The 17,056-nt window shown below is 36.1% G+C and carries 12 protein-coding genes; 6 read left to right on the plus strand and 6 right to left on the minus strand.

Features of this window, described 5'->3' with window-relative positions; translation table 11 throughout:
• A partial coding sequence (locus WFK35_RS10760) for a P-loop NTPase fold protein (protein WP_336732640.1) occupies positions 1 to 1,718 on the plus strand: 1,718 nt, incomplete at its 5' end.
• 58 nt (positions 1,719 to 1,776) lie between these two features.
• Here the strand turns inward: WFK35_RS10760 and WFK35_RS10765 are convergent.
• Positions 1,777 to 2,124 carry a helix-turn-helix domain-containing protein gene (locus WFK35_RS10765; RefSeq protein WP_336732641.1) on the minus strand — a complete coding sequence of 116 codons (348 nt, stop codon included), beginning with the start codon at positions 2,122 to 2,124 and terminating at the stop codon, positions 1,777 to 1,779.
• A gap of 931 nt (positions 2,125 to 3,055) precedes the next feature.
• Between WFK35_RS10765 and WFK35_RS10770 the strand changes: the two genes are divergently transcribed.
• Positions 3,056 to 3,589 carry a hypothetical protein gene (locus WFK35_RS10770; RefSeq protein ID WP_336732642.1) on the plus strand — a complete coding sequence of 178 codons (534 nt, stop codon included), beginning with the start codon at positions 3,056 to 3,058 and terminating at the stop codon, positions 3,587 to 3,589.
• 162 nt (positions 3,590 to 3,751) lie between these two features.
• Here the strand turns inward: WFK35_RS10770 and WFK35_RS10775 are convergent, their stop codons facing one another.
• A complete protein-coding gene (locus WFK35_RS10775; RefSeq protein WP_336732643.1) occupies positions 3,752 to 3,919 on the minus strand; it encodes a hypothetical protein in 168 nt (55 codons plus the stop codon).
• Between the two features lie 73 nt (positions 3,920 to 3,992).
• Here WFK35_RS10775 and mazG point away from each other — a divergent pair, with 73 nt between their 5' ends.
• Genes mazG through WFK35_RS10790 form a run of 3 tightly spaced genes read left to right on the plus strand, consistent with a single transcriptional unit; the run spans position 3,993 to position 6,715 of the window.
• Positions 3,993 to 4,760, plus strand: coding sequence for a nucleoside triphosphate pyrophosphohydrolase (mazG, locus tag WFK35_RS10780; RefSeq protein ID WP_336732644.1), 768 nt, complete (start codon positions 3,993 to 3,995; stop codon positions 4,758 to 4,760).
• A complete protein-coding gene (locus WFK35_RS10785; protein WP_336732645.1) occupies positions 4,761 to 5,840 on the plus strand; it encodes an FUSC family protein in 1,080 nt (359 codons plus the stop codon).
• Between the two features lie 2 nt (positions 5,841 to 5,842).
• Complete coding sequence (locus tag WFK35_RS10790) at positions 5,843 to 6,715, plus strand: hypothetical protein (RefSeq protein WP_336732646.1); 873 nt, start codon at positions 5,843 to 5,845, stop codon at positions 6,713 to 6,715.
• A 464-nt stretch (positions 6,716 to 7,179) separates the two neighbouring features.
• On the opposite strand, the gene WFK35_RS10795 is transcribed toward WFK35_RS10790, so the two are convergent.
• The gene (locus WFK35_RS10795) at positions 7,180 to 10,896 is read right to left on the minus strand and encodes a metallophosphoesterase (RefSeq protein ID WP_336732647.1); all 3,717 of its coding nucleotides are present in this window, start codon (positions 10,894 to 10,896) and stop codon (positions 7,180 to 7,182) included.
• Between the two features lie 26 nt (positions 10,897 to 10,922).
• On the opposite strand from WFK35_RS10795, the gene WFK35_RS10800 reads away from it, so the two are divergent.
• Positions 10,923 to 12,095, plus strand: a complete 1,173-nt coding sequence (locus WFK35_RS10800) for a Pycsar system effector family protein (RefSeq protein WP_336732651.1) — start codon at positions 10,923 to 10,925, stop codon at positions 12,093 to 12,095.
• 47 nt (positions 12,096 to 12,142) lie between these two features.
• On the opposite strand, the gene WFK35_RS10805 is transcribed toward WFK35_RS10800, so the two are convergent.
• The 3 genes from WFK35_RS10805 to WFK35_RS10815 all read right to left on the minus strand — a co-directional run.
• Positions 12,143 to 14,380 (minus strand): GAF domain-containing protein, encoded by a 2,238-nt coding sequence (locus WFK35_RS10805; RefSeq protein WP_336732648.1) that lies wholly within the window; start codon positions 14,378 to 14,380, stop codon positions 12,143 to 12,145.
• Positions 14,381 to 14,522: 142 nt separating this feature from the next.
• Positions 14,523 to 15,908, minus strand: coding sequence for an NADH-quinone oxidoreductase subunit N (locus WFK35_RS10810; RefSeq protein ID WP_336732649.1), 1,386 nt, complete (start codon positions 15,906 to 15,908; stop codon positions 14,523 to 14,525).
• A gap of 16 nt (positions 15,909 to 15,924) precedes the next feature.
• The coding region (locus WFK35_RS10815; RefSeq protein WP_336732650.1) for a complex I subunit 4 family protein at positions 15,925 to 17,056 on the minus strand (1,132 nt) is incomplete at its 5' end.

The raw sequence follows: 17,056 nt of genomic DNA on the forward strand, positions 1-17,056 counted from the left end.
GAATTAATAAAGAAAAAGATATAGCAGAATTAAAGCAAGATATAGATAAATTACTTATAGAATCTAAAGTTAAGTTATATATTACCATTGACGATATTGACAGACTGACACCAAGTGAAATCACAGATATTTTTCAATTAGTAAAACTTAATGGAAATTTTGCTAATACTATTTTTTTATTAGCATATGATCAAAAGGTCGTAACACAGGCTTTAACTCGTCAGTTTGGTGAGAATGGAAATAAGTATATTGATAAAATTGTCCAAGTTGATTATACTATTCCAAATATTTCACAAGAGACTATTAAAAGAATATTTGGAGATACATTAATAGGATTGTTTCCCGATAGCAATTTAAAAAAGCTTTTAGAGGATGAAATTTCATCTATAAAAAACCAAAGTTTTGTAAAATATTTTACATCATTACGAGATGTTTATAGGTTTACCAATAGTTTGAGATTAAGATTATCATCTGTATATGCGGATCTAAATCTTTTTGATTTTTTAAATATCGAAGCCTTGAGGATTTTCAATTATGACGCATATAATTATATAATTAACAATAAAGAAGATTTGGTAGCCGCTAAAAAAGATGATTTTCAAAACTCAATTGGTATTCAGCCTGTAGAAAGAAAAACAAAAATAGATTCCACAGAATTTGATAAACTTACTAAAAAAATTTTAAAAGAACTTTTTGATCTTAGAGATTGGGGGTTCAATCAGATTTTAGATGAAGAGAAATTAATTAAAGACCGACGAGCAGCAAATAAACATTTTTTTGATAGATATTTTAATCTTCAATTAGGAGATTTTGATATTCCAGAACAAATTTTTGAAAAGTTTATCAATGATTCAACAATTGAAGAAAAAGAGAAAATTATACATCAAATAGTTGCAAAGAAAAACTTGGCTAAATTTCTGAGATGGGTGGAATTAAAAAGTATTGATATTGAGGCTTCTAAAATTGAAGCAATTTACACAGCATCATTAAATATATGTGAAACGGAAGAATATGCTAAGAGTAGCTATTTTGGCTTAGGATCAGATTTTACCCTCTTAATTAACTTTTGTAATAATTTATTGGCAGGAATTAGTGATTATGAGGTTAAGAGAAAAATATTCTTAAATAGATTAAGATCTAAAAATGGTGAGTATACATTTGTTGACTTTTTTTTAGCAGATACTATGCTGCTAGTCAAATCAAGAGCAGACGAAAGAAAGATCATCTATAATTATCTTTGGAATTCTTTATATACAGGTGAAAAAGATGATAACGTATTTTTTGATGAGATATTGCAAGTCCATAAAGATTCAATTTTATATTTATTTCGAAAATATATAAATGATAAATCATCATTAAATGACGATGAGGTCACAATGCTTATGCCTTTATCCCATAAATATTTTCCTGATGAGTTTAATATTGAATTTCCTAAACTAATACAAGAGGATAAAGAACTTTTGTATTTTCTTTGGTTGTCAATTAAAAGAGTATTTGTTACTTCTGTTGATGGTATCTCTTATCAATTTGCGGAAAATCAATTTTTGCCAGGTTTAGATAAAGAACAGATTAAACTTAGATTAGATAAAATTGATCAAAATGATTTGGATAACAATGAAACGAAGATTTTAAAATTGTTTACGGAAGCATATAATGATGGCTTTAAAGAAAGACTTTATTATAATATTGACAATCCGACCATTAAAGAAAGACTTTAGATTATTTTAATTACATAAGATATTATTACTCAAAACTCCTGAAAACTCAGGAGTTTTTCTATTCAATCCCCTCAATTCCCACCACTTCACTTTCCATCACCTTTGTTCCGGTTTCGTTGTAAACCTGCTTCACGGTTACTTTAATTCTGTCGTGTTGCGGAGTGGGGAAGTTCATGAGTTCGGAAATATTTTTGTAGCCGAATGCTTTTGCCAGCAATGCAATATGGCGGGTTGAATACTTTTGATGTTGTGTATAAGATTCGACATTTCCAACAAAAGTCTTTGAAACTCCCATTCTGATACTAAGTTCCTCTTGTGACCATTTATTAGATTTTCTTAATGATTTTACGTGTTCTATAAAATCAAAATCAAACTGAGTTGTTTCAAATGAAAAAATTTTATTCATATTTTTTTACTCCACTATAGTAGAGTTTAATTTATTTTTTATATATTTGTATCAGCGAATTAGCAAAAGCCTCGAAAGACCGATTGAAAAGACGCATTCCGAGCCGACAACAAAAAGTACAGCACTTTTTCGTCGGTAAAAATGCGGTCTTTGGATAGGTTTCAGATACAAATTTTCAAAATACACAGATGATGAAAAAGAAGATCTCAACCCTGCTGTTTTCAGCACCTCCCGAATAAACGGAGTTCTGCTGCAAAACCAACAACAGCGCTACACCGAGACTGCCCGCAAACGCAGGAAGTCGGAGTACAGTTTTACCCAAAAACCTTTACCCTTCGAAATTCCTTTACGCCTAAAGGAAAGCCGAAGTACGCTAAAAATCACCCCTAAAAGTACTGGCTTTCTTTTAATTTTCCAAATTATTTTCATCCCGAAAGGAATTTAAAAAATGCAAAAGGTTTCTTTGCCAAAGATCGGGAAGCGCTGTTGTTCCATTTGGCAAACTTTTGCCATCAGAATAAATGAATTTCAGAAATTTTTAAAGAGCTTATTTAAGCTTTTTTATAAATAAGAATATTCTTGTTGGAAAACGCTAAGGCGCAAAGTTTTTTATTCATATCAAATCTTTTAAGGCGCAAGAAAATCAAAGATTTTCGATAAAGGATTGGTGTTTAAACTTTTTTATAAATAAGAATATTCTTGTTGGAAAAACGCGAAGGCGCAAGATTTGATAAAAGTCCTATTCTTTCAAGACGCAGGGAGAAAATCTTTGATTTTCTTTTATAATGTTGATGATGAATTTTATCGCAGATAAAATCCTTGCGCCTTAAAGCATACTATTTTAAAACAACTTTGCGTCTTTGCGAAAATCCAACCTATTAAAAACCAACCTGTTGAAATTCATAAAAAACGATAACCTAAAAACAGACTCATGAAAAAGAAAAAAACAGATTTCGAAGCCAAATTCTGGTCCGGAACGAGAAAACATACCGCCATAAATTTACTGGAAACCTTTTTCCAGTTCAATGATCTTGCTGCAACGAAAGAAACCCTCAATGAAATGGTACAATCTTCAGTACAGAAAAACACCCGAATCGCAAAAGAACCCGCCGAAATTTTTTATTTGTATCAATCGTTACGGTCATTCACTCTCGTCTCTCATCACATCGCGAGAAAAGCTAGAAAAGGGAAGTTTAAAAACTCAACGGAAGTCAGTTTTCCCAAAACACCAATAAGCCTTTCAGAGAAAGAACAACGGAATCCGCTGCGCGTATTTCAGAACGCTTTTAAAGTCTGCACTTTGCAGGATTTTGATGATTTTCTGTCGGCAACAGCTTATTTCTCGTTGGGAAATTTCAGTTGTGACACGGAAAAGAAGATCATTATTCCCTACTTCCAGCTCATAAAATTACTGGAAGCCGCCCCGCTGATTGTGGAAAATTGCCAAAAAAAGATGAAGGGATAAGGTTGGCTAAGCGTAATCGGTTGGCTGAGCGGAGCCGAAGCCAACCGCAAAATGTAATGAATTGTAATGTTGGCTTCGGCTCCGCTCAGCCAACTATGATGGTCTGTAGAATAAAACGAAGAATCAAAATGGAACGAGTAAAACCGTTGGCTTCGGCTCCGCTCAGCCAACTGCAATGGTCTGTAAAATAAAACGAAGAATCATAATGGGATGAGCAAAACCGTTGGCTTCGGCTCCGCTCAGCCAACTATGATGGTCTGTAGAATAAAACTCAAAATCAAAACGGAACGAGTAAAACCGTTGGCTGAGCGGAGCCGAAGCCAACGACAACCCTCATTTATTTCAGGACAGAAGAACTTTCACAAAGATTTCCCGTAAATTTGTAAGACTTGAATTCTCAATTATGAATACCAAACAGGAAAAACTGGAAGCTTTCGGAAGATTATTAGACATTATGGACGATCTGCGCGAAAAATGTCCATGGGATCAGAAACAGACGCTGGAATCGCTCCGCCATTTAACGCTGGAAGAAACCTACGAACTTTCGGATGCCATTTTGCAGAATGATCTGCAGGAAATAAAAAAAGAGTTGGGAGATGTACTGCTTCACTTGGTTTTTTATGCTAAAATAGGCTCTGAGAAAGGCAGTTTTGATATTGCGGATGTTATTAATTCTTTAAACGAAAAATTAATTTTCCGCCATCCTCACATTTACGGAGACACGGAAGTGAAAGACGAAGAGGAAGTAAAACAGAACTGGGAAAAACTGAAACTGAAGGAAGGTAACAAATCTATTCTCGGCGGCGTTCCGAAAAGTCTGCCGAGTCTGGTAAAAGCCTACCGAATTCAGGATAAGGTAAAAGGAATCGGCTTCGAATTTCATGATGCGGAAGATGCGTGGAAAAAAGTGGATGAAGAAATTCAGGAGTTTCACGCGGAAACAGATCTGGATAAAAAAGAGCAGGAATTGGGCGATGTATTTTTCTCATTAATCAATTATGCCAGAATTTCAGAAATCAATCCCGATTCTGCACTCGAAAGAACCAATCTTAAATTCATTTCAAGGTTTCAGAAAATGGAAGCTTTAGCTGTGGAACAGGAGCTGAATCTTGCCGATCTGTCTCTGGAAGAAATGGATGTTTTGTGGGAAAAAGCTAAACGTTTACAGTAAATGAAGGTACAGAACCCGACGCAGAACAGATTTCAGTATCTCTTGGAGTTTAAGCAGACGGAAAGGAAATGGCATTTTCCTTTTCTTGCCGCGCTTTGTATCGGAAGCTGCCTTTTCATCGGATATTTTTTAGGAAAACCGAATTACGGCGCGCTTTCGAGTTTGGGCGCTTTAACGATTTTATATTTTACTTCGGCACCGATTACACAAAGAATGATTCATCTCGCGATCTGTGCTTTCGGAATTGTTTTCTCTTTTACGGTAAGTTCTTTTTTCGGATTTAATATTTATTTTGCCGCGCTGTCGGTTGCCGTTATCTCTTTTCTGGCGCATTTTATTTCCTCATATTTTAAAATTCCGCCGCCGGGAAATTTTTTCTTCATCATGGTTGCAGCAATGGCGAGTACCTATAAGTTTGATCTGGAAATGATCCCCACAAGAGTAGGGCTCGTTACAATGGGCGCGATACTTTCGTGTTCCTTCGCTTTTCTGTACTCCGTTTTTATTGAAAAAAGCAAAGTGGTAACCGTACCGAGAAGAAGTTTCAACAAAAGAAGATATACTAAATTTGTGGAAAGCACCATTATCGGATTTTTTATGGCGCTTACTTTAATCATCGGTCATCTTCTGGAATTTAAAAATACTTACTGGATTTCCATTGCAGCAGTCGCCATTATGCAGGGAAGAAATTTTGAGCACGTGCGACAGAGAAATATGCACAGAATTCTGGGAACTTTCATCGGAATTGGTTTGGCATGGGTGATTCTGCTTTTTAATCCCGAAAAGATCATCATGATCGTTATCATCACCGTTTTACAGTTTATTATTGAATTGTTAATTGTAAGAAACTACGGTTTTGCAGTGGTTTTCATCACGCCTTTAACGATTCTTCTGGCGGAAACGGCAAGTGAAGTTCATCATGATGTGGAAATTTTAATGAAGGCAAGAGTTTTGGATACCATTATCGGAAGTCTTATTGGTCTGGCGGCAGGATTTTTCCTCCATCATCAGCAGATTATTAATAAATTAGAGAAAAATATAAGGTTCTCTTATTTTCAGTTTAAAAAATTAAAAAAATAGCTATGTTGCGTATTGTCGTTTTATCCTCATTTTTACTGTGGAGCTGTAATCCCAAAGCTCAGGATGCTCCGAAAACGGAGGATTTGAAAGTAGAATTTTCTTTGCCTAAAAAACTAAAGGAAGTTTCCGGCATTACTTTGTCTCAGGATAACAATACAATCTGGGCAATTGAAGATCAGGGAAATAAAAACGTTATTTACGGACTGGACAGAAAAGGAAATTTCACGAGTGATGTTTTGGTAGAAAACACAGAAAACCACGACTGGGAAGATATTACGAAAGATGCAGCCGGAAATATCTACATCGGCGATTTTGGTAATAATGAAAACGACAGGCAGAATTTATCCATCTTAAAAGTTGATTTAAAAGATGCCTCTCAAAAATCCACAAAAGTAATCCAGACCACAACATTTCACTACGAAGGACAGACGGAATTTCCGCCAAAAAAATCCAACTGGCTGTATGATTGTGAGGCTTTTGTAGAGATGAATGGAAATTTTTACCTTTTCACCAAGAACAGAAGTAAAGGTTTTGACGGTACTTTTTTAGTTTTTCAGGTTCCTAACAAAGCAGGAGATTTTGAAGCAAAACTGATCGGAAAACTGAAACTTTCCGGAGGATACAGCGATGCGGCAATTACTTCTGCAGCGATTAACAGCACGAAAGATAAAATTGTTCTCCTGAACCATAAAAATATCCAGATCCTCACCGGTTTTTCAGCAAATGATTTCAGCAAGACCAAGATTGAAAAAGTTTCACTCAACCACAATTCTCAAAAAGAAGCCATTGTTTTTGCTGATGATAAAACACTGCTTATCGCTGATGAAAAGGATGGGAAAGAAGGCGGAAATGTGTATCAATTTAGTTTAAAATAAATGAATTTAGACAGATAAAACGTCATGCAGAATGATGTCATACTGAAAGGATCTCAACAACGCATTTTAATAATGAAAAATATATTTTAATTGTCTGTTTTTATCGTAAAGACTTCGACAGGCTCAGTCTGACACAATCATAAAACAACAGTTAGTATTAGGAATGTCTTGCTGAGCCTGTCGAAGCATCTTTCAAATTATAATGAAGTAAAAGATCTTTGCTCCTTTAGGAGCAGAATCTGTGTAGAAACAAGAATAAGTATATCAATCAATCAATCCGTAGGATTGATATCTGTAATACGATAAATGTTCTAAAGATAGCGTTCCTACGCAACGCTGAACCTACTTCTAATATGATTTCTACACAGATAAAACTCCAAAGAGTTTTCTGGCATTTTACTGTAAACTTTAATAACAAAATCCGCAAAAACTTTCTGCGGATTTTTATCTTGATTGTATAATGTTTAAAAAGTCATTCCCACGCCTCCTGAAACTCTTCCTCCGTCGCTTCCGTAGAAATAATTCAGTCTTGCGGAGAACATTTCTACAATGCTCAGCCATAGTCCTCCTCCTACAGACTGATGCCATTTTTTTGAATCTTCATGATCGTTCCATACTCTTCCGACATCATAGCCCAGTAAAAGCCCCATATTGGCAGGAACAATATTGTTTTTTACCCTGCCAAAATCCCATCGGATCTCCGAATTATTGGTGAAATAGGATTTTCCTGAAAATCTGTCGTTTCGGAAAGCTCTCATTCCGTTATTTCCACCGATTGCCGCAGCTTGATAAAACTCAAAATTATTATTGTTAATCCACATTCCGTTGCTGGAATTGGCAAGTACGAAATTACCGCGGTTGTCTAACCTGTGATTTATGGAGAGGGTACCTTTTAAGATTAAAAAGTTCCGCTTCGTATCGGCAAGGTCTGCTTTCCAGTCGGCATTTACTTTAAATTCCATTCCCAAAGTTGGAAACGCGTTGTTATCCTGATTTTTATAACTAAATGTATAATTTCCTCCCGCAAACTGCTGATTATCGAAAACTTCGGGTCTTACATCCGGCGAAAGATCTACAAAACGATCTCCGTTCCGCTGTACTTTATTATTTTCAAAAGTCAGCTGAAACTGGTTGAAAATATTATTCCAGCTTTTTTGGGAAACAGAAGGAGCAAAATTTATTTTAGAGATCTTTGCCCTGTTGAATCTTCTGTCATCTTCTTTTTTATCATATATACTTTCATTAGACAATCCGAAGAAATTTTCTGCGAAGCGTGGTGTTGTAAATCCTGCATCAAGATTAAAATCCCAGCTTCCGATTGCTTTTTTAAAGATCCCTTTATAATATGCATTAAAGCCGCCTGTAGCCGTGTAATAATTAATTTTCAGGCTGTGTGTTTGGGTAAACGGAGAACGGATAAAATTATTTACGGTATAATTCAGTAATACACCGAGAATTGCTCCGTCATCAGGAGTGTAATCTGCATTTGGATATCCTGCAAAAAAATTATACTTCGGATGTTTGTAGTTATAGGTATTAATGTCGTAATCGTCGGAAATATTTTTAGTTGCTCCTTTTGTATTGTAGGTGTTTTTCTGCGATTTAAAATCGTAAATCTTTACTTTACTTCCATTGGCAACATTGTACGTATCATGATTGTAGCCTCCGATCAGCCGGATGTTCATTTTGGGTTTTCCGTCTCCGGAAACTTCGTAAATGTCGTCATCTTCAAGTCCGTAGATCCAGAGTTCCTTTGTTTTGGAATCATCATATGTTTTTTCGAAAACCAGTTCCGGATTTTCTTGGTTTTTATCAAGTTTATATTGTTTTACATTAACGGTATTTGCCGCTTTTGTAATCACAAATTTGTCCGGATTAACGGTTCCTGTTAAAGGAACTTTCTCCTGCAGCACATCGTAATATTGTGAAGCATAAGTTTCAAGTTTTGTTTTTCTTGATTTTAGTTTTCTTTGAATGTCTGCAATGGTTTCATCCTGAACTTCTTTCGGGAGATTGGTAAAGGCTTCATCAATATCTTTATCCGATAAATGTTCCTGAATGTATTTTGCCTGAGCAATCCAGTCTTCGTTAGTAGAGCTTTTTAAGAAAATCAGATCCAGAGGATAGGGTTCCATAGCAAGCCATTTTACATTTTTAATATCATCTTTAAATGTTTTCATATGGCGTATTGCCGGAATATTCATGATGATCTTAAAAGCAGCACCGTCATATTTACTGAAAGCCTGATCTCTGTCTCTTGCAATCGGTTTATAGATTACCTTATCTCCGTCTTTATATTCTGCCCATTTCCATTGGTCGGAGTGTCTGTCCCAGTCTCCGATCAGCATATCAAAAATTCTTGCCCTGATGTACGTCTCTTTATCTACAGAATATTTATAATTTTTGTTTAAATTTTTCAGTACATCATCTGTAGAAAGAATATCTTTTGCATCATCAAGCGATGCCAGAGTTTTCGGATCAGATGAAAAACGCTCTTCGATCATGTATAATTCATTACCATAATTCAGATTATAATGTCCCAGAGCTTTTTGTCTGGGAATATAAAACAATCTCGGATTGCTGTGGTAAAGATGAATTTTATCTGCCAGATTTCCGACTGCAAATGGCGTAAACGGATGATTGGCGGTATAGAAATCCAAAAGGAACTTTTCAGGAAATGTATTATCCAGCTCGTTTCCGAAGGTACTTTTCTTGAAAGCCATATTATTCAGAAAACGGATTGCACTTTTTTTAACACCTCTCATCACAAATTCCTGTCCGTCCTGCGTTTTCAGCCTTAAACTGTTAGACTGGTTTCCGCCGCCTTCTCTGAAAGGAATATAACCTCCGTCCAGCGTAGAAAGATTGGCGGTTGGAGCTTCAATAAGCATTCCGTAATATTTTCGGTAATGTTCTCCCCAAAGCCATGTATAAAATTTTCCTTTTTGCGTTAATTTCTCAGGATAAATGGTAGAAATAACCGTCGGAGGGAAAGAATCCGGATAGCTGTTAACGAATTCTTTCGGCTTATCGATCACCTGAATGTGGGAAAGCAGTTCCGGCGTATTGTTTTTTGTTGAAAAATATTCTACATCCGAGCTTTTATCTTTTCTTATATTTAAAACAGCAAAACCGCTTCCTCCGTAAGAAAAATCTGTTTTTTCGCCAATGGTTGCAGGATCTACCTTAGAACCGGCACCGCTTATAATCTGTCTTATGTTTCTGAATTCGTGGTACTGAAGATTATGATCGTGTCCGGAAACAAAAATAATATTTTCCTTCTCCTGAACAATACTTTTTAATCTGTTGGCTAAATCTGCGTAATGCTGGTTGTTGATATCTTCCGGATTTGCACCCGATGAACTTCTTACAACATTAATAACACTTGCAAGTCCGGGTAACGGGATTTTACTATTCAGAGGGAAAAGATTGGATTTCACAGAAGTGTATCCTGCATGAGTTCCAGTGCTTATAATCGGGTGGTGAAGCGCAACGATAATTCTTTTGTCCTGATTTTTATTAATTAAATCTTTAAACTCCGTGAAAAGGTCTTCCCGCGTTTTAACATCACAGTTTTTATTGATTCCCGGATATTTGTCCCAGTTTACCAAAGCCCATTCTGTGTCTATAACAATCAGTTTGATGTCTTTTGTCAGGCTGATGTCATCAATAGGACACGCATTTTTTGGTAAAAATCCTTTTTTATCGTTTAAATAATCTTTTACCAGTTCTTCCTGTGCTTTTAGACCATCCAGTCCATTATACCAGTCATGATTGCCCGGAATCACCAGAGTTTTTCCTTTAAAGTTTTTGGCAATGGATAACTGATCTTCCAGTTTTTGTTTTGCCAGAGCATAGTCCTTATCAGATTTTTTCGGCATTCCCGACGGATAGATATTATCGCCCAAAAAAATCAGCATCGAATTGCTGTCTGCTTTTTCCAGCTGGCTTTTCAGCAGATTCAGAGTATTCTGTGCCTGTGCTTCATCTGCATTTCCGGCATCTCCGATGAGGAATATTTTAAAATCGCTGTCAGATTTTATATCAGAATTTTTAATTTCAGATAAGTTTTTACCCTTTTTTACGTTATATGTTGCGCAGGAATAAAGAACTCCGGCAGACAATGCTACTCTGATAATAACAGAAGTATTTTTTAGATGAGTTTTAAAGGATAAATTCATAAATTTACATTAATAAAATTTCGATGATGAATATTTTAAAAAAAGCCAAAGACTATGTCGAAACCTTATTCAAAGATAAACTATCTTCAGTATATTCTTATCATAATTTTATACATACTACCTTTACAGTAAATAAGGCCGAAGAAATTCTCAAAAACACTCCGGTTTCCGAAGAAGATCAGGAAAAAGTGATTCTGGCTCTCTGGTTTCATGATACAGGTTACATAGAGTGTGCCAAAAATCATGAAGAAGCAGGAGTAAAGATTATGAAAGATTTTCTGCAGCAGGAAAACTATCCCGAAAACTATATCGAAGATGTTTCCAAGCTTATTTTAGCAACTAAAATAACGTACGTTCCGCAGAATCTTCTGGAAAAAATTGTAAAAGATGCAGACTGCAGCCATTTTGCAAGCCACGATTATAACGACATTTCCGATGCATTGAGAAAAGAATGGGAGCTAACCAATGTACGATGCTATTCTAACGACGAATGGAATGCCGGAAATCTGGATATGCTGAAAAATAAACATCAGTTCTATACAGAGTATGCAAAAAAAGAATGGCAGCCTTTGAAGGAGAAGAACATCAAAAAAATTAAAAAGAAATTGGAAAAAGATGAGGATAAAGAAGAGAGTTCTGAAAACAAAAAGTCAAAGGAAAAAGAACCGAAATCCGACAGAAGTGTAGATACTTTATTCAGAGTCACTTTAAGCAACCATACAAGACTGAGTGATATTGCAGACAGCAAAGCGAATATCCTTCTTTCTGTAAATGCCATTATCATTTCGGTCTGTCTTTCTGTTTTGGTTCCGAAGCTGGATACGCCTAAGAATTCTCATCTTATTATTCCGAGTTTTATCCTGCTTTTATCTGCGGTTCTTACCATCATTTTTGCCATATTATCCACAAAACCGAATGTAACCAAAGCAAAGTTCAGCTTACAGGATGTTGCCGACAGAAAGGTGAATCTTTTATTCTTCGGGAATTTCAACAGGATGATTTTTGATGATTATCAGAATGCAATGAATGTTCTCATCAAAGACCGCGATTATATCTATGATTCTATGGTGAAGGATTTGTATTTTTTAGGAAAGGTTTTAGACAGAAAATACAGGCTTTTATCCATTACCTATAAGATTTTTATGGCAGGAATTGTAATTTCTGTTTTGTCTTTCGGATATGCTTTTTTAAGCCTCTAAAATAGAATGTAAAAAGATTAAAGCTCATCCCGGATCGGATGAGTTTTTTATTGTGCCAGGGATACTCTTAAGGCAAGAAGTCCTGTAATTCCCTGCAAATCTTCTACTTTCAGGAATTCGATGTCGTTCCGGAGAACTCCTTTCTTTTGTAGTTTGTTGATGTAATCGAGATATTCTCTCTGGTTTTCCATACCAAAATAAACGATGGTTATTTTTCCGGGGCAGGTAATTCTGTCGGTGGAATCTTTTACGTGCGCTTTATCAAGGCGTTTTTTAATGATTTCGTAATAAGAATTGTAAGCTCCGTCTACATCAAAACGTTTTTCGTCCATTCTGAAGCGGATATCTATTTTTTCGTTATACACAAAAATCAGCGAAGCAATATCAAGAAAAACTGGAAGATCTTTCTTAAAATTATGGAATTCAATTTCCATATTGCAGATGGTCTTTAGCTGCCAGTAACGAAGTTTATGTACAATTTTAGAATGGTAATGCAGTTCGGGAGCAATATTCTGCCCGGTATACAAATTATGCTCAACCCCATCAGATTTAAACCTTTCATAATAGTGCGGAAAAATCTGCTGTGCCTGTATTTGGGCTTCATCCAGAACATCCGCAAGTTTTCGGTTAACCAGTGTTATAGAATCATCCAGACTTTTTCTGTTGGCGTAAAACAGATCGGTCTGATGAAACACCTGTACAAAATAATCTTTAATTTTAGCTTTTACTTCACTGGAAGACTTTATTTCCAGTTTCGCCTGAAGATAAGGATGAATTTCTTCCCTTAATAATCGCTGGAATCTCTGTTCGGTATCAGCTTTTATTTCATTATTGAGCTCATTTTCGAAAATATCTAAATCCGGTAAAAATTTTTCCGAGTCCGATTTGGTTAAATTAAAAATCGCATGAAGAGATTCAATCTGCTGGTTGAGGTCTTCGAGCATGAGATTATATCTTTTTTCCGAAGAAGAACGGATGTCTGAAAATCCGAAAAGCGGCGTCAGATTTTTAAAAGAAATCTCCTTTAAGGAATACATTTTTTTACCAAGAGAGGCGTTAAAATACTTTTCAGCCTCGTTTCTGAATTTCCATACCACACTGTCGTGAATCGTGGTATATTCACGCTGTATGATTGCTTCAATCTGATAATTTTTTTCAAAACTGAACCGGCTCAGCGAGAAAATAATCATGTTGCTGAACGATTCCATTTTTTTTAATTTCAGACCGTTGAAACTGTTGGGAATCGGTGAAGTGAATTCCATAATAGCCAAAAGTTCATTGTCTTTCACAATCGGGATGACCATAAAGCTATTGATCTTATTTTCCTTCAAAATACTGAAAGAAGGTTTCGCTTTTGCCTCTTCTTCAAGATAGTTGAGGTTAGAAACTACAATGGGCTTTGGATTATAGTGCAGATTGATGATGGTGCTTTTTCTAGTGTCTTCGTCAATAGAATTAATCCAGAAATTCAGCACATGATTGGTAAAAATATTTTCATAGACCGGCATTTTTTCCAGTTTCTGTTCTTTCTTGTTATAAAGCATCAAACCAAAATTGAGCTCCGGAATATCAAAATATGACTTAAATATTTCAATAAGATTTTCGTCCTGCGAGAAATTTTCAGTATCTACTTCAATCATAGTAGATTTCAGATCGGAGAGCGCAATTTCACTGGTGCAGTCAACCAGAGAAATAATGGTAAATCCTTTTAAGATCCAGGATTCCGGCGGAAAATGTTTTTTCCACAGTTTAAAGTCGTCTAAATTTTCCAGCAGAATATCCAGTATTTCATCGGAAGGTATTTTTGTGCCTTCCGCAGGAAATATTTCTGTAAAATCGGCGTTTACCGTTATTTTATAATGCTTCATGATTCCCTGTGCATTGGGAATATCATAATAAAAAGGAATGGTACTTTTTATATCTTTTTTGAAGTAACTCTGTAAAATAAGACAGCAGCAGAAAACATAGAATTCATCATCATCAATATCACGCAGCCCGATTTCGAAATCTTTTCCGGCATCTTTCAAAATCGCTTTAAAACGATCCGTATAATTAAAGGTGACATTGGAAATCGGAACGCTTGCCGCTTTTATTTCGTTATTGGTGAGTCCGGTAGGGAAGAGGTCTGCAAGAAGAAGTTTGATGAGGTCTTCATTTTTTTCCAATAGAGATACATCCTGAAATCCGTTGCGGAATTCATTGAAGTTTTTGGTTTTCTCAATTAAAGATTCAGCATAATTGGCTCGGTATTCCAAACGGTCATTGTATCGAATGTGTTCCAACACATCCAAATATTTTTTGAACGAAATAAAAACCTGAAATGGAGTGTCTTTTTTATATAGCTGTGACACAAAAACTGAAATTTAGAGTAAAGGTAAAAAAAAACCACAACTTAAAGGTTGTGGTTCTCTATTTTAATATGATTTTTTATAATCCGAACAGTCTTGCAAACAGATCAGGGAAAACTCCCAGAACAACTATTGAAGCAATAACAAATACTCCCACAATATTGTACGTGATCGTTACTTTCTCTGAAGATTTAAATGTACTTTCTTTAAAGAAGAACATGGAAATAATCAGTCTTAAATAATAAGCAATAGAAACGGCTGAACCTAAAACAGCGATCAAAACAAGGAAAACTCCGTGCTGAGAATTCATTGCCTGAGAAAATAAAGAGAATTTCCCCATGAAACCTGCGGTTAACGGAATTCCTGCCATTGAAAGCATAGAAATCGCCGCTGTAGCTGCCAATAACGGTTCTGTTTTTGCCAATCCTTTGAAAGCTCCGAAAGAAGTTTCTCTTTTCAGTTTTTCAACATAAATCAGACACATGAAAACTCCTACTGTCGCCAAAGCGTAAGCAAATAGATAGAACGCTAAATTGTAAGTAGAAAGACTTGTCATTCCGAAGAATACCAATCCGATGTACCCTGCGTGAGAAACTGAAGAGTATGCCAACATTCTTTTTGCATTCGTCTGAGCCAGTCCCATAACGTTTGCCAAAAGCAATGTAATGATTAAAAATACTCCGAAAGCATTGATCCAGTTTTCTGTAACTCCGCCAAATCCTATCGTCATTAATCTGAACAATGCGAAAAATCCTGAGATTTTTACCACACTCGCCATGAAAGCGGTGATTAATGAAGGCGCTCCGTAATAAACATCCGGACTCCACATGTGGAAAGGCGCTAATGCAACTTTAAATGCCAATGCGCAAAGAATCAAAAGAACACCTAAGATGAACATGACATCTTTAGGGTTTGAAACTCCGAAATCCTGAATTTTATATAAATCGAAACTTCCTACACTTCCATAGATGAATGCGATCCCGAATAACAGGAAACCTGTTGCGAATGCACCCATAAGAAAATACTTGATGGAAGCTTCGTTGGATCTCAGATCTGTTTTGTTAGCTCCCGCCATTACATATAAAGGAATGGAAAGGATTTCAACTCCTAAGAACAGCGTTACCATATTCTGATATCCGAAAAGGATAATCCCGCCACAAAGCGCGAAAAGCATTAAAGCATACAGTTCAGACTGGTGGCTTCTGTGGTTGCTGAATGCAAAACCGCCCAGAAAGAATAACAATAATGTCGTTACGATTGATATTTTTGTGAATAGCGCAGTATTGGCGGTGTAGTCATACATATGTTTGTACTGTCCGAAGAAAGCACATTCCGGCATGAAACTTACCCATAATGCGATGATTAATCCCAAAATCCCAATGTACCTTGCGAATTTCCCTTGTTCAAAAACTCCTGAAAATAACGCAACAACTGCCGTTAGGAAAACAATAATTAAAACACTCATTTCTTAAAATATCAAATTAGCTTACCATTGATTGGTAGATAAACTTCAACGAACTATTCACCATTTCGATTATCGGTTGTGGGAAAATACCAAATACAATCACAAAAACCGCTAAACTTGCCAATACAGAGAATTCTGTTGCGGAAAGATCTTTTACTGTGCTTAAAACAGCTTCATCACCCGGTCCGAACATTGCTTTTCCGTAGAATCTCAATAAATATACCGCACAAAGAATTACGGTAAGACCTGCAATTACTGCTGCCAATCCGTTAAAATCATACACCGATTTCAGCAGAATAAATTCCCCGATGAATCCATTGGTCAACGGAACTCCCATTGAGCCTAATATAATGATCAGAAACAACACCGCAAATTTAGGAGCAACTTTCGCTAAACCTCCCATCTGTCTGATGTCTCTTGATTTAAATCTCTTGTATAAAATATCACAACAGTAGAACAAACCTACAACGTTAATACCGTGAGCAAAAGTCTGTACCAAAGCTCCTTCAGCACCTTCGATATTGAAGTTTCCTCTTAAGGTTATTACCGCCGAAGCAAAAATACCTGCCACCATCAATCCAACGTGAGAGAAAGAAGAATATGCAATAATTCTCTTCATATCAGTCTGGATAATCGCAATTAAAGCTCCGTGAACAATTCCCACAATAGCTAAGATAATCACAATCTGTCCTGAAATTCCTGCAATCGGAAGGGGTGTGATTGGTAATAAATAACGCATAACTCCATAGATCGCCATTTTCAGCATGATCCCTGATAAAAGCATGGAACCTTGTGTTGGCGAATAGGTATACGTATCCGGCTGCCATGTGTGGAAAGGGAAAACCGGCAATTTTACTGCAAAAGCAAAGAAAATGAACCAGAATACAACGGTTTGTTGTGTTTCGTTTAACTGGGCATTATAAAGATCTGTCAGCGCAAAAGATGCAGAGTGATTGTATACATAAATCAATCCTGCTAACATGAATAATGATCCAACGAAAGTATAAACGAAGAATTTCGTAGTGAATTCAAATCTTTTATTTTCCTGACCCCAGATTCCTGCAATAAACCAGATCGGGATCAAAGTAACTTCCCAGAAAATGTAGAACAGCAAACCGTCCAGCGAAGTGAAAACTCCTACAAGACCA

This window comes from Chryseobacterium sp. VD8, assembly GCF_037149975.1.
Taxonomy (GTDB): Bacteria; Bacteroidota; Bacteroidia; order Flavobacteriales; family Weeksellaceae; genus Chryseobacterium; species Chryseobacterium indicum.

Bases quoted from the DNA above. Each gene is read 5' to 3' on its own strand.
- WFK35_RS10800 (WP_336732651.1), top strand. From the start codon at position 10,923: ATGAATATTTTAAAAAAAGCCAAAGACTATGTCGAAACCTTATTCAAA.
- WFK35_RS10790 (WP_336732646.1), top strand. From the start codon at position 5,843: ATGTTGCGTATTGTCGTTTTATCCTCATTTTTACTGTGGAGCTGTAAT.
- WFK35_RS10765 (WP_336732641.1), bottom strand. From the start codon at position 2,124: ATGAATAAAATTTTTTCATTTGAAACAACTCAGTTTGATTTTGATTTT.
- WFK35_RS10785 (WP_336732645.1), top strand. From the start codon at position 4,761: ATGAAGGTACAGAACCCGACGCAGAACAGATTTCAGTATCTCTTGGAG.
- WFK35_RS10795 (WP_336732647.1), bottom strand. From the start codon at position 10,896: ATGAATTTATCCTTTAAAACTCATCTAAAAAATACTTCTGTTATTATC.
- WFK35_RS10810 (WP_336732649.1), bottom strand. From the start codon at position 15,908: ATGAGTGTTTTAATTATTGTTTTCCTAACGGCAGTTGTTGCGTTATTT.
- mazG (WP_336732644.1), top strand. From the start codon at position 3,993: ATGAATACCAAACAGGAAAAACTGGAAGCTTTCGGAAGATTATTAGAC.
- WFK35_RS10770 (WP_336732642.1), top strand. From the start codon at position 3,056: ATGAAAAAGAAAAAAACAGATTTCGAAGCCAAATTCTGGTCCGGAACG.